This window comes from Micromonospora sp. NPDC003776, from assembly GCF_053605645.1.
The window spans coordinates 1-12,647 of record NZ_JBSGJR010000147.1 but is presented as its reverse complement, the minus strand read 5'-3'; the positions used below and the strand labels follow the sequence as shown (position 1 = coordinate 12,647).

14 protein-coding genes are annotated in these 12,647 nt (G+C 68.0%); 6 read left to right on the top strand and 8 right to left on the bottom strand.

Features of this window, described 5'->3' with window-relative positions:
• Positions 1-313: 313 nt before the first annotated feature.
• Together ACWEVO_RS14790 and ACWEVO_RS14785 are read left to right on the top strand one after the other, a co-directional pair.
• Entirely contained in the window at positions 314-1,096 is a 783-nt protein-coding gene (locus ACWEVO_RS14790) for an ISAs1 family transposase (protein ID WP_452308063.1), read from the top strand.
• A 2-nt stretch (positions 1,097-1,098) separates the two neighbouring features.
• On the top strand, positions 1,099-1,377 hold the full coding sequence (locus tag ACWEVO_RS14785; RefSeq protein WP_452308062.1) for a hypothetical protein: 279 nt from the start codon (positions 1,099-1,101) through the stop codon (positions 1,375-1,377).
• A 102-nt stretch (positions 1,378-1,479) separates the two neighbouring features.
• On the opposite strand, the gene ACWEVO_RS14780 is transcribed toward ACWEVO_RS14785, so the two are convergent.
• The 3 genes from ACWEVO_RS14780 to ACWEVO_RS14770 all read right to left on the bottom strand — a co-directional run bounded on the left by ACWEVO_RS14780 (position 1,480) and on the right by ACWEVO_RS14770 (position 4,209).
• A complete protein-coding gene (locus ACWEVO_RS14780) occupies positions 1,480-2,070 on the bottom strand; it encodes a mycothiol transferase (RefSeq protein ID WP_452308061.1) in 591 nt (196 codons plus the stop codon).
• Positions 2,071-2,219: 149 nt separating this feature from the next.
• Positions 2,220-3,383: an ISAs1 family transposase gene (locus ACWEVO_RS14775; RefSeq protein WP_452308060.1), complete on the bottom strand. Its 1,164-nt coding sequence runs from the start codon at positions 3,381-3,383 to the stop codon at positions 2,220-2,222.
• 448 nt (positions 3,384-3,831) lie between these two features.
• Complete coding sequence (locus tag ACWEVO_RS14770) at positions 3,832-4,209, bottom strand: hypothetical protein (protein ID WP_452308059.1); 378 nt, start codon at positions 4,207-4,209, stop codon at positions 3,832-3,834.
• A 410-nt stretch (positions 4,210-4,619) separates the two neighbouring features.
• Here ACWEVO_RS14770 and ACWEVO_RS14765 point away from each other — a divergent pair, with 410 nt between their 5' ends.
• Positions 4,620-5,084, top strand: a complete 465-nt coding sequence (locus ACWEVO_RS14765) for a hypothetical protein (protein ID WP_452308058.1) — start codon at positions 4,620-4,622, stop codon at positions 5,082-5,084.
• A 264-nt stretch (positions 5,085-5,348) separates the two neighbouring features.
• Here the strand turns inward: ACWEVO_RS14765 and ACWEVO_RS14760 are convergent, their stop codons facing one another.
• From ACWEVO_RS14760 to ACWEVO_RS14750, 3 genes are all read right to left on the bottom strand, one after another.
• Complete coding sequence (locus tag ACWEVO_RS14760; protein ID WP_452308057.1) at positions 5,349-5,600, bottom strand: hypothetical protein; 252 nt, start codon at positions 5,598-5,600, stop codon at positions 5,349-5,351.
• Between the two features lie 276 nt (positions 5,601-5,876).
• Positions 5,877-7,238: an MFS transporter gene (locus ACWEVO_RS14755; RefSeq protein WP_452308056.1), complete on the bottom strand. Its 1,362-nt coding sequence runs from the start codon at positions 7,236-7,238 to the stop codon at positions 5,877-5,879.
• Between the two features lie 226 nt (positions 7,239-7,464).
• Complete coding sequence (locus ACWEVO_RS14750) at positions 7,465-8,148, bottom strand: DUF1963 domain-containing protein (protein ID WP_452308055.1); 684 nt, start codon at positions 8,146-8,148, stop codon at positions 7,465-7,467.
• Between the two features lie 733 nt (positions 8,149-8,881).
• Here ACWEVO_RS14750 and ACWEVO_RS14745 point away from each other — a divergent pair.
• From ACWEVO_RS14745 to ACWEVO_RS14735, 3 genes are all read left to right on the top strand, one after another.
• Positions 8,882-9,655, top strand: coding sequence for a hypothetical protein (locus tag ACWEVO_RS14745; protein WP_452308054.1), 774 nt, complete (start codon positions 8,882-8,884; stop codon positions 9,653-9,655).
• Positions 9,656-9,785: 130 nt separating this feature from the next.
• Positions 9,786-10,337, top strand: coding sequence for a hypothetical protein (locus ACWEVO_RS14740; RefSeq protein ID WP_452308053.1), 552 nt, complete (start codon positions 9,786-9,788; stop codon positions 10,335-10,337).
• A 54-nt stretch (positions 10,338-10,391) separates the two neighbouring features.
• Positions 10,392-10,859, top strand: a complete 468-nt coding sequence (locus ACWEVO_RS14735) for a DUF3592 domain-containing protein (protein WP_452308052.1) — start codon at positions 10,392-10,394, stop codon at positions 10,857-10,859.
• Positions 10,860-11,222: 363 nt separating this feature from the next.
• On the opposite strand, the gene ACWEVO_RS14730 is transcribed toward ACWEVO_RS14735, so the two are convergent.
• Positions 11,223-11,639, bottom strand: coding sequence for a hypothetical protein (locus ACWEVO_RS14730; RefSeq protein WP_452308064.1), 417 nt, complete (start codon positions 11,637-11,639; stop codon positions 11,223-11,225).
• Positions 11,640-11,843: 204 nt separating this feature from the next.
• Complete coding sequence (locus tag ACWEVO_RS14725) at positions 11,844-12,407, bottom strand: hypothetical protein (RefSeq protein WP_452308051.1); 564 nt, start codon at positions 12,405-12,407, stop codon at positions 11,844-11,846.
• Positions 12,408-12,647 lie beyond the last annotated feature (240 nt).

Sequence of the window (12,647 nt, the reverse complement as noted above, 5' to 3'; positions counted from 1 at the left end):
TCCGTAGCCTCATCCGCCAGGCCTGGACCCTCTACCGCTGGGACACCCGCTCCACCCGCCGACCATGACGTCCCACCTATTTGCGGAAGCTCTTAAAGGCGTCCGCGTTCTCGCACTGCCGCCTCAATGCGCAGCAGCAGCCCGCTAACCAGCGTGACGGCGGCCACGAACCGCCACTCGGGGAAGCCGCGGTCGGCGAGCAGCACAGGGCCATTGCGTAGTCGGGAAGCTTGCCGCGCCAGTCACCGATGGTGAACACGGCGGACTGCTGCACGCCCTTACCGCGGTTCCTGATCCGCGGAACCCGCGCGGCGTGCGCTACCCGCTGACCGCGCTGCGCGCGGTGGCGGTCTGCGCCGTCCTCGCCGGGGCGTCATCCTTCGCCGCGATCACGGACTGGCTGCATGACCTTGACGAACACGCCCAAGTCCGGCTCGGGTTCACCCGCGGCGTGCCGGTCGGCAGCACGGTTTGGCGGCTGCTGACCCGCCTCGACGACAACCTGCTCAGCATCGTCCTCGCCGGCTGGCTGCGCATCACCCGCACCCCGGTCGTGACAGCACGACCGACGCGCTACCGCACGGTGATCGCCATCGACGGCAAAACCCTGCGCGGCGCCCGCCGTCCTGACGGACGTCAAGTCCATCTGCTGTCCGCGCTCGACACCAGCACCGGCATCATCCTGGCCCAGGTCACCGTGGACGCCAAGAGCAACGAGATCCCAGCGTTCGCGCCGCTGCTCGACGCCGTCGAGACGGTGCACGGCACCCTGGCCGGGGTGCTGTTCATCGCCGACGCGCTGCACACCCAGACCGCACATGCCGACGAGGTCGCCCGCCGCCACGCCCACCTGCTCGTGCAGGTCAAAGCCAACCAGCCGACCCTGTTCAAGCAGCTCAAACACCTGCCCTGGGCGCAGATCCCCACTGGTGACCAGACCCGCGACCGCGGTCACGGCCGCCGCGAGACCCGCACCGTCAAAGCCGTCACCGTACACACACCCGGCGGCGTCGCGTTCCCGTACGCCGAGCAGCCGTCCGGATCACCCGCACCCGCATCGCCGCTGGTAGAACCAGCCGCGAGACCGCCTACCTGACAGTGTCACTGCCCGCCGGTCAAGCCCCGCCCCGCGACCTGCAGACCTGGATCCGCCGGCATTGGCACATCGAAAACACGATCCACCACGTCCGGGATGTGACGTTCCGTGAAGACCTGCACCAAGCGCGGACCGGCACCGGACCCGCCGTCATCGCGACCCTGCGTAACACCGCGATCGGCTACCACCGCACCACCGGCGCGACCAACATCGCCCGCGCGACCCGCCGCTCACACGACTTGATCACCGCCGTGACCAGCAGTTACCCGAGAACCCAATGACCCTGCGGCAGGCACCACCACCCAGGGCCAGGCTGGTGCGGCTCTGTCACTGCGGTCCGATCGCGAGCAACGGGCACCAACTGACCGTCGCGTGGTCAACACTCAGGGCTCCTCAGCGCTCGCACTGAACGAGACTGCCGGGCCGGGCGGATCCTCCCCAACGCGGCCGTCGATGGCCTCCCGGAGAATGTCGGCGTGGCCGGTGTGCCGGGCGTACTCCTCGATCATGTCCACGAGCAGGCGTCGTACGCTCGCCTCCTGACTGGCGCCGAATCGGTACCTCGCCTGAGGACCGCCGTGGTCGAGCGCATATCGCACGGCCGATCGCGATCTATCGACCGCGTCGTACCACAGTTGGTAGAGCGTCTCGGGTGGGTCGGCATCGGCTGAGACGAACACCCAGGAACTCCGTGCGGTCGCATCCACGTCCAGCCACGGACGCGGCAGCTCAGCACCGGCGAGATCCCGGGTGAAGTTGATGTCCTCCATGTAGGCCAGGTGCTTCAGAAGCCGGCCCAACGTCAGCTCGGAAGTATCGAGCCGCCTCGTCAGTTGTTCACGATCCAGACCGCTGCACTTCCATTCGAACGTGGCGCGCTGCCGTTCCAGGGATCCGAGAAGCGTGGAGGCCTCATCACCTATTGCTGGTGGCTCCGGATAGCCGTGCTCGGATGCTCTGCTGGTAGCTTCCACGCGTCAAGATTACGCCCCGCGCTATCGTGGTCTACCCCATGAATACCTGTTCGATTGCCGTCCAGCCCAGCCCATGCTTTCATCGGCGAAGGTGGGGCCAAAACTTCGTCTTACCGAGCGGCGGTTCCCGATCAGCTGGCAAGTCAGGGTCATTGCGTTCTAGGGTTACCGCTGGTCACGGCGGTGATGAGGTCGTGTGGGCGGCGGTTGGCGCGTCTGGTGGCGCGGGCGATGTTGGTTTCGCCGTTGGTGCGGTGGTAGCCGATCGCGGTGTTACGCAGGGTGGCGATGACGGCGGGTCCGGTGCCGGTTCGGGCTTGGTGGTGGTCTTCACCGAATGTGACGTCTCGGACGTGGTGCACGAGGTTCTTGATGAGCCATTCGCGGCGGATCCAGTCCTGCAGGTCGTCGGGTTGGGCTTGGTCGGCGGCCAGTGACACGGTGAGGTAGGCGGTTTCGCGGCTGGTTTTGCCGCGGGTGGTGCGGGTGCGGGTGATCCGGACGGCTTGCTGGGCGTGGGGGAAGGCGATCCCGCCCGGGGTGGCGATGGTGACGGCTTTGACGGTGCGGGTTTCCCGGCGGCCGTGGCCGGTGTCGCGGCGCTGGTCACCGACCGGGATCTGCGCCCAGGGCAGCGTCTTGAGTTGGGCGTGCAAGGTCGGCTGGTTGGCCTTGACGGGGATCAGCAGGTGGCCGCCGCGTTGTGCGATCTCGTTGGCGTGGCTGGTCTGGGTGTGCAGGGCGTCCGCGACGAACACCAGGCCCTGCAGGCTGCCCACTACCTGTTGGATGGCGTTGAGCAGCGGCGTGAACGCGGGGATTTCGTTGGACTTCGCCGCGACGGTGACCTGCGCGAGGACGATCCCGGTGCTGGTGTCCAGCGCGGACAGCAGATGCACCTGGCCACCGTCGGGCCGGCGTGCGGCCCGTAGTGTCTTGCCGTCGATGGCGGTCACGGTTCGATACCGCGGTCGCCCCGGAGTGACCGACGGCTGGGCCCGGGTGCGCAGCCAGCCGGCGAGGACGACCGAGAGCAGGTCGGCGTCCAGGCGGGTCAGCAGCCGCCACACCGTCGTGCCCGCAGGCACGACGTGGGTGAACCCGAGCCGATCCCTGGCACGCTCGTCCAGGTCGTGCAGCCAGTCCGCGATCGCAGCGAACGACGATGCGCCAGCCAGAACCGCGCACACGGCCACGGTGAGCAGCCCGGCCAGGGGGTAGCGCACCCCTCGCGGGTCACGGGGATCAGGGACCGCGGCCAACGCGCGCAAAAGCCCACCCTGTTCGCCCTCGGTGACCGGCCCGGGCGGCATGTCGGTGCGGTCTGCTGTTACGGCCAGTGCGCGGATGAGGGATGATGCCATCGGCGGGTGAGATCTCTTCCGGTGTCGTGAAGCGTCGCAACTCCATGATCACCGGCGTGATCTCACCCGCTCTTCTCGCCTCCACAGAGGCCACTCGGTCCCACAAATCCCCAGCTCAGCGGCACCGTTGACCGACTACGCAATCACCCTGGGCGAGCAGCACGAGCCAGCAGGCACCAACAAGCGCTGCGATCGTTCCGACGATGCCTACACCCCGACTTGATCTCGTATCCACAGCGGCACTCTACGAGCTGGCAGCAATGTTGACGGCACCTCCCGGCATGAGCTCGGCGAGCCTGGGGGTGCGGGGTGCACCTCCGGGCCGACGTCCGCCGGCGATGAGGACTAGGGCGTGAGGAAGATCCTGCGGGGTAGGACGGTTCCGGCGACACCACGATCAGGACCAGGGCGGTTCGCCCAGCAGTCCGCGGCACGCGGTCATCAGCTTCTGCTGAGCGGCGGCAATTTTGGCCTCGGCCTGCGTCTGGTCCGCCTTGCCGTGGCTGCCCACGTCCAGGTCGCCGCCCTCCTTCTGGGCCGCGGCCAGCTCCTCGCCTGCCGCCTTGACAGCAGGGTCGGTCGAGAGGACAGCCCGGCGTGCGGCGCGGTTGTCAATCCAGCCATGGTCGTTCTTCTCCAGCTGCTGCGCCAGAAGGACGCAACTTCCGCGGCCTGCCGGGTCGGGGCTGGGTCGGGTTGCCTCCGGCTTGTCGTCGCTGCAAGCGGCGAGAAGGAGGGTGACGGCCAGCAGGCTCGCGGCGAGGGATCGGTTCATCGGCGGATCGTATACCGGCGATCATGAGGGTTGGCATCAGCTCGGCTGGATGCTTTCCCATGCCCCTCCCGGAGCGGGTTGACCGACTCTCCGGGGCGGCTGGGTGGCCGCGTCGCCGTCCATCTCGCGCCACTGACCGCTATCGGCATGCACGAGCCGCTTTACCATCTGCCGGGGGGCTCCGTCTTCGGTGTCGAACTCCCGGCGGAGCACCTCGACTGTCTCGGATTCCCCTGCTTAGGGCCAGGTCCAGGCCGTCACCAGGCCGTCAGAGGCCGATTGAGAGCGACCAACGACGACCATTGGTGACGGCGTCTGCCCAGGTGACGAGGCGTGGTCGGCGCGATGACCAGGCCGACCGGGCCGTCTTACCTGTAGTTGATGCACTGGCGAGACGTCCATGGACTCCGGTGGACCGTTCGGAAAGCTCAGCCCTGCTGCTGTCGCGGCTCGTCGACGGGCTAGTGGTTCCTTCGGGACAAGAGGAGGCAGCATGGGCCGCCCTGCTGTCGCATGATCCAGAGGTGGACGACGCGATCCAGGTGCTACGACACGAGTTCAACGCCGAGGAAGGGAGCTTTTTGCTCGGACTCCGAGGCGACCTGATCTGGGATCGCGGTGCGTTCAGTCGGCTGGAACGGGCGATGCGGATGGTCTGTGCGGCGTATCTAGAGCGAGACCAGTTGGAACGGTGGCTCGCCGAGGGGTTCTACGAGATGGCAACGTACGTGCCGGGCTGGACCAGTCACCCGAACTTCCCACGTCCTGATGCCGAGTACTACGAGGCATGCATCGAGCGGATCGGCGACCTGGCCGACTGGTTCTTTCGGGGTTGGCACGCGTACGAGGAGCCCCATGTCTGGGCTGACCTCTGAATCCGGCGAGAAGGTCGGCACGTGCCCGCTCCGTGCCCGATGCAGCGGTCAACACCGGGGAAGAGCCGCACTTTGACGGCGTCAACTCGAACGCCCAGAACTTAAACGAGAGGTCACAGCCCTGCTGAGCGCTGGCAACTCCCGGTGCTCGGTGGCCGGCTTGCTGGCGCACCTCTGCTACCACGCCTTTCCGCGGATCGGAGGCACGTCGAGGTCACGCTCGCCGCCGCGATGCTCGGCGAGCAGCTGACACCGGATCGAACGTCAGGCGACGCGCTCCTGCCGGCGGCCGAGCCTGCGGCGCCACTGGAAGGTGCACAGCTGACAGCCGCAGAGGTTCGGCGCCTGAGCCGACGGCTGCCGGTAGCAGCGAGTGCGGTTCCAACCGGGCGAGGCGAGGAACTCGTCAAGGTCGCAGGGGCCGGAGCCGTGTTGGTGGATGTCGGTGAACCAGTGACGCAACTGCGGATCTCGCTGCTGCACTCGCTCGGGTCGGTGAACGTCGGTACGGGCCATGTGACGACCGCCTTCCGGCCGCCCGCGCACCGTGCGCGGGACTATCGCCTGGCTGGCATGTCGATCACCTCCAAGTGGTGGGGTGGACGCCGCTATCCGAGTGGTGCGGTGTGCTCGGCTCCCGGTTCAGTGCGGGAACAGCTGTTACAGCTTGTCGGTGCGCCGTACATGTTAGGTCCACCCTCTGACGGGACTCGACCACGCACTGGTGTTACAGGGGGCGAACGGCCGACTTCGACTTGCCGCCCTGGGCGCCGAAAACCGGCCAGGCGTGGCCTAGCGGATCAGGCCACCGGTGGACTCGGGCAGCGGCTCGTCGGTGTCGATGAGCGAAGGCGGCCCGACCGCGACGGCCTCCTCGGGTTCCCGGCTGGAGGCACGGGCGTCGGCTAGCACGTCGGCCGGTACGTGCTGCTCGAGGAATCGCCGCGCCAGCCTTGTCGACGGGTGCACCCCGATGGTGGCCGCCACAATGATGCCGGCGATCACCAGCCAGCCGACGGCGCCCCAGTTCATCGCCAGGAACGTGTACACCGCCGGCGCCCATACCCGGCCCAGGGTGCTGCTCAGCTCGGCGGCGCCCTGGTAGGCGCCGCGTTGACGCGGGTCCATCAGCTCAGCCTCGAAGGACCAGCTGGCGGCCGAGAGGTAGAGCTCAGCCCCGGTCACGGTGACGTGACCCAGCCAGACCAGCGCGATCGTGACCCAGCCGACGGTGTCGTGGGTCGCCAGCGTGATCAGACAGGAGAGCACGAAGAAGGTGGACGACACCCGAACCGCCTTCAGCGCGGTCGGCACGTCCTCGACTCCACGGGCCGCCACCATCGGCAGGAAGATGCACATCACCGTGTTGGTTCCGAACAGAAAGGCCAGCAGCACCCGCGGGGCGTCGGTCTGCTCTACCAGCCACAGCGGAATCACGATGTTGAGCAGCACCTGGTTGGTCCAGAAGACGCCGCTGAAGAACGTCGTGAGGAGCCAGCCGGGGTTTCGCAGCGGTCCGGGCCCGGCGATCTTCGTCTTGCGGTCGGCCGGGGTGCGGTCGTCGTGCGAGGCCCGCGGCAGCCGGCTGATTGCGGCGGCGTTGACCAGGAAGACCACAGCGGTGAACCAGGGCAGCGCGTGGAGGACGTCGTTGGAGTGGAACGCCAGCGCGACGCCGCCCATCAGGGAGCCGAGGGTGAAGCCGACGTTGAGCGCGGAGTACATGTAGGCCCGTGACTTCACCCGCTCGTCCGGCGGCAGTACGTCGATCGTGTACGCGCCGTGCGCCGCGTTGCCGAGGGCGCCGATGACCTCCATGCCGACGGCCATGGCGACGTAGCCTTTGAAGTCGGTGATGAGCGGCCACACCGCGAACATCGCCGCCTGCCCGGTGGCGCTGACGGCCCACATCTTCTTCGGCCCGAACCGGTCGACCAGCTTGCCCATTGGCAGCGCGGCCAGGAAGGCGGCGACGAGGGCGCAGGTCAGGCCGAGACCAACCTGGGCGGCGGACAGCCCGACGATCTTGGTGAAGAACACCGCCGACCCGGTCATGAAGGTGCCCTCACCGAGGGCGAACAGGAGTGACTGGGCGGCGAGCTGGCCGGCGAGAGGCGACGGAGGGCGCGCTCGGCGGAGGACGGCGGCGAACATCACCGGGGATTCTCCGGAACCTAACGATCGTTGTCGTGCGATTTTCCGACGAGGCGGTGCATCCCGGCGGCTATGACCGTGGCACCGACGCCGCTAGCTAGCCAAGTACCGACGCAGTTGTCTGCTGGTCGACCCAGTGCCACAGGCTTGGCGTCGCCGCTCTGCGCCGAACCGCCCGCGACGCGGTCGACGCCGAGCCGGGGACCACGCCGGAGTCCTGACCGCGTCAGCCGTTGAAGTCAGTCATCAGCCAGATCCGGTCGAAGGCGCGCTCGGCCAGATCCGCATGCTTGATCATGAAGTTGACTGCAACCAGCGTGTCGCCGAACGCGTCACCCACCTGCCCCTCGTCCAGCCAGACGGTGGCTAGCACGGTGTGCTCGTTTGCGTTGAGGATGGGGTTGTCCGCGCCGCCGGTGCTGGCGCCGCCGTAACCGCCGAGAGAAAACCCGTAATCGTTGTCCTCGAGGTCCCACATCACCTCTCCGATCACTTCCTCGACCTCGTCGTCCAAGCGAAGGTCGAACGGCACCTCGTGCTCGTTCTCGGGAAGGCTCCAGCCGGCACGAGCGTGCAGCAGAATCGGACCGAAGACCGGCACGCCGGGGTTCGGGTGCTCGGTTACCGGAGTGCCGGCCGGCACATGAACGATCCGGCAGTCCTTGGGCGTGAAGTTCGGCTCGACGAAGAACAGCAGCGACCCGTCGGCCGGCAGATCAAGGTCGTGCCCGTGCGAGGGGATCGCGGCGAGGTCGAGCGTCAACACGAGACACTGCCCGGGAGGCCACTCCGCGCCCTCCGGCAACGCCGCGAGACCGCCGAACCGACCGGCAACAGGCAGGCCGTCGCCCTCCGGAACCAGCTCCGTCTGTGGTCGGGCCAGCCGCACCCAGCGCTCGATCTCGTCCACCGGCACGCCCTTTTCCCGGGCTGCGCCCCGAAACTCCTGTCGTACATCCATGGCCGGGCATGGTGCCTGAAGGATCCGACAAACATCAGAAGGCCGATTCGCGGCAGGCGCCGAGGCGCAGGCGACCAGGCGGAACGGTGGAGGTGAGACCGGTCAAGCTGCCGTCGGGGATGACTAGGTGACCGGCCTACCCGAACCGATCCTCGACCACCTGGCGGAGGGCCTGAGCCAGTGGCAACGCCGACTCCAGTCCCGAGTCCCCGCTCTGATGCTTCCTCGCCCGAGGCCGCCCGGCCCAGAGGATGTCGTCGACGCACCGGCTCCCGCCGAACCTCCTGCCCCGCGCGGTCGCGCCCACCGCGCGGCCACCAGCACGATGGCCCTCCACATCGTCGGCTACCTCGCGAGCCGCGGCCACAAGGCGGCAGGACGAGGGCAGCGGCAAGCCGCCGGCTGCCGACGGACATCCGAGGTCGCAGACGCGGACAGGATCTTCGCTGCGGCCTCAGCTTCGGATCGATGCTGCTGAATCGTCCCTGCAGTCGGGAAGACTCCTTCAATGTCGCTCTCGGCGAGGAAGCGCCAAAACCCGCAAAGATCATCCGACCCGGTGTTGTCCCAACTGGGGACGATCGATATGCGCCGAGGCTGCGAGCCGGACTCCGTAGGTGCGCGACGGCGATGATCACGCTGGTAGCCTGACCCGTCCCGCGCGAGAGGTGGAGTCTGCCCGGTGATCAGGATGGTGCTGCGTCGGATGGGCGCGGTGGTGGCCGTTTGCATGGTGACCGCGTGCGGTTCTTCAACGGCTCATACCGCGAATCGATCAGCGGGCGAAACGACTCCCTCCACGGCGGAGGCGACGGGCACGGCCACAGCCACGAAGCCAGCCTCCCCAGCAGTTCCGGCGACGGGCGGATCCGGCTACTCCGCGGCGCTGTCCGCACGCTTGGTGACTACGGACTCGGTGCCACCCGGCTTCACTGTGCAGATCGCGACGGCCATGCCGATGGATGCTGGAGAGCACCACTCAGGCACCGTGGTGTCCTGTTCAGACGGCATGATTCCGCTGCTGTCGGCCAGGCGGCTGACCGGAACTCCGTCCGCGATGGCCGCAGCCACCCTCAGCTATGACGCGGGTCCCGACGACCTCTGGGTGGGGACCGAAGTCCTCAGGACCTACGCCGGTGACGGCGCACGACGAGCGATGATCGACCTGCGAACCTTCATCGGCCGTTGCTCCACCCTCGTCGTGTCCTCCGGCCTTGGCATCGGCGACCGGCACCGCTTCGCAGTGGCACCGGGGCCGCGGCTGGGCGATGACAGTATGCACGTCAGCTGCAGCATGGCGTCCGGTTCTGACAGGCTGGAATGCGACAGCGTACTCGTCCGGATCGGGACTGCTCTGGTGGTCGTCCAGGAGGAGGGCAACAAACCCGGCGGGGACAAGTACCTCACCCAGCTCGCCGAAGCTGCGCTCGGTAGATACCAGACGGCCGGATCCTGAATGGCCTTACGGGCCCGACGTCATGGCCGTCTGCGACGCGAGTGGCGGGACTTGGCCGTCGCCGTCTATCGGCCGGAAGCGTGGGCCTGTGGGTGATGGTTGTGGCCGAGGGCTCGTACCCTTCATGGCCATGAAGACGCGCAGGCTGGTGGTGGCTGCATGCGGTGCCGCTGCTGCCATGCTGCTGGTGGTCGTCGGGTGCGTCGCGGCGGGATTCCTACTCATCGGCGACGGTCCGACGGACGCGCACGCGTGCCAGAAGTCCATGCAGGTCGCCGAGGCGAAGGTCCGCACCGACCATTGGGATCCTCCTGAGGACTTGCCGGACCTCGGCGATTACCCAGAAATCCACTGGCAGCTACGCGCCCCGGGTAACCCGTGTTCCAGGATGCCCGGTCCGACCGACCTTGCCTACCAGGGCGTGGTCAAGCTGCGACCGGAGGACGCGCGGACGTTGGCGAAGCGCTACGAGTTCGTACCGTGGGCACCTGTCAATCTGGATGAGCTTCCGGATGATCTTAGCCCGGCAGACGTGTGGCCGGCCCTGGTGCCGTTCCTGCCGAGCCAGTCGCGGTGGCTGCACAGCAGGTCGTACAACGAAACCGCGCCGACGCCGCGGTGGCGGATCGCGTTCCTCGATGTCGAGCACCAGACGCTCTTGTTCATGCTCAACGATCACTAACTGGCGTCTGCCCAGTTCCCATTGGTCACCTTGCCGCGGTTTGGAGGGCCATCGGTGATCGGCTTCGTTGGACGGCGGCTGCGGGTCGTCGTGGCGGCAGCTATGGGCAGTGTGCTGTTCGGTGGTGGACTGCTTCTCTCGGCTCGGCTGAACACGGTGATCGACGAGCGTGTGCGCGTCGGCGCCGAGACGACCGGCCGGGTCGTCCACGTCGAGCGATACCAGATCGGTCGATCGACCACGGTCGCGAGGTTGACCGTGGAGTACGCCCTTGACGGCGCGCTCCACCGGGAAAAGCTCTCCAGCGACCTCGACGACGTTCGGTATCGCCACGGAGACGCGGTAATCCTGCACGTCGACCGAACAGACGCGACAAAAGCTGCCACAGCCGAGGGATACGCAACTGAGGATCTGCTTCTCCAGTTGCCTACCTTCCTTGAAGCCGCCGGAATCATCATGATCATGCTGGCGCTCGCTCGGCTCAAACGCCGGGGGCGAGGATCCCCACCTGATTCAGGTTGAGACTCCGGGTCGGGTTGCCTCAGCCAGGCCGTAGGTCAACTCCGGCAACTGGCTGACGGCGCGGTCGCGCCTGCGCTGTCCCGCTTCACAGATGAGGGAGATGCCGGGGTGCCGGTCGGGATCGCGGTCAGCGTTCTGGTCAACGGCGAGCGAGTGGCTCCGACCGACGTGCTGGGTGCGGTGAAGCCCCTGGCGCGGAAGAACGCGCCGAGAGTCCGCGGTCAATTCTGCTGCTCCCTGCCGACGAGGTCGGACTGCTGGCGGCCCTGGCTGAACCGTCCGCCGCCCGGTGGCAGCGTTACGGCTCGAGCGCGGGCTCCCGCAAGGTAGCCCTCCGGTTCACTAGCCAAAACGGGCGCCGGGTCACGAGCCGGTCAGTCGCCGGTGCAGCAAGTGGGTGCCAAGGCTGACCACCCCGCTGCCGGCCGCCGTGCCTATCAGCACCAACGTCGCGCCCACCACCCACAGCCCGCTGCCATCGATCGACGCGGCCTGCACGGCCCAGGGAACCGTGAAGGCGACCGTCATCACCGGCGCGACGAGCCACGGGCTGAGCCACCAGCCACCGGCGGCGGCGACCACGGCAAGCGTGAGCACGCACCCGGCCACCTGCCACACCGCGTACGGGCCGCTGCGCGCGCCGGTCTCCGGGTCGATCCGGTAGCCGGTGTTCCAGCTCAGCCAGGCGAACCAGGTGCCGACGGTCGCCGCCGCCAGGAGCAGGCCGCCGAGCGGGGAAAGCCGTGCGCCGGACAGTTCCATTCGCAGGTGCGTCGTCATGGTCACTGATCCTCCCTGCCACGCCGAGCGGGTGCCTGAGCCCTCGTACTCATCGACCGGCGCGGCGGGGTCCGGGCCTTACCCAGCAGGTCCAAGCCGTCAACGGCGGCCAGGTCAGCGGACGCGACCGGCGCAGCCGGGAGGAGCAGCCGCAGCCCTTGGCGCCGCGGATCCTGCGTCACCTGCCGGGGCCGGGCGGGTGGTTCATCTGTGGGTCGGCAGTCCCCACTGGTTGAACTCGTGTCGCAGCCGCTGCGCGGCCTGCCTGCCCAGCGCCTGTCTCACAATCAGAACGAAGTTGGCCCGCCACGCATGATGGTGACCTTTACTGCTGTCCCTGCCGCCCGCCGGCTCACGCAGGTGCCTCTCCGGCCCGTGATCAGGGGTAACGACGTGTGCCAGCTCGTGAAGACAGGCCTGCTCGCAGGCACCGACCGACCACCGGTCCCTCGTGCCGATCTCCACCCACCGCAGGGCAGCGTCGGCGCGGCTGACCCCCCTGCCACCGACGACGGTCACCGGTTCCGTGTGCGCCGCGAACGCGGCCTTGAACCACTCCGTCTGCTGAACGGCATGAATGTACGCCGCGCATTTCCGCGGGTCGACTGCCTGCTCGCCCATGACGAGCAAGGCGCGAGCCCGATCGCTGACCGGCAACCCTGCGGCCAACTGCGCGTCGTACGCCGCCTGCTGCAGCTTGGTCGTCTTGTTCCTCCACGGTTCCAGCCACCGGCGTGCGGCGGCACCGACCGGTAGGTCGCGCTCCACGATAGCGCGGCCCGGGAAACCGCGGGAAGCTCAGCGCCGGGATCCTCAGCCCGACCAGCCTGCGACTGATGCAAGGGGTCCGGGACGACACCGTCGACGCGTTCGTCGCCGCCCACCCGAGATGGGTGGCCGACTCCGAGCCGGCGGCGCCCGTCCAGTAGGCGCCTGCTCCGCAGGCCGTCACGGAATGGGGGGCACGTGACGGGCCAGACGACTTGGTGGGCCGCGACGCCGATCTCG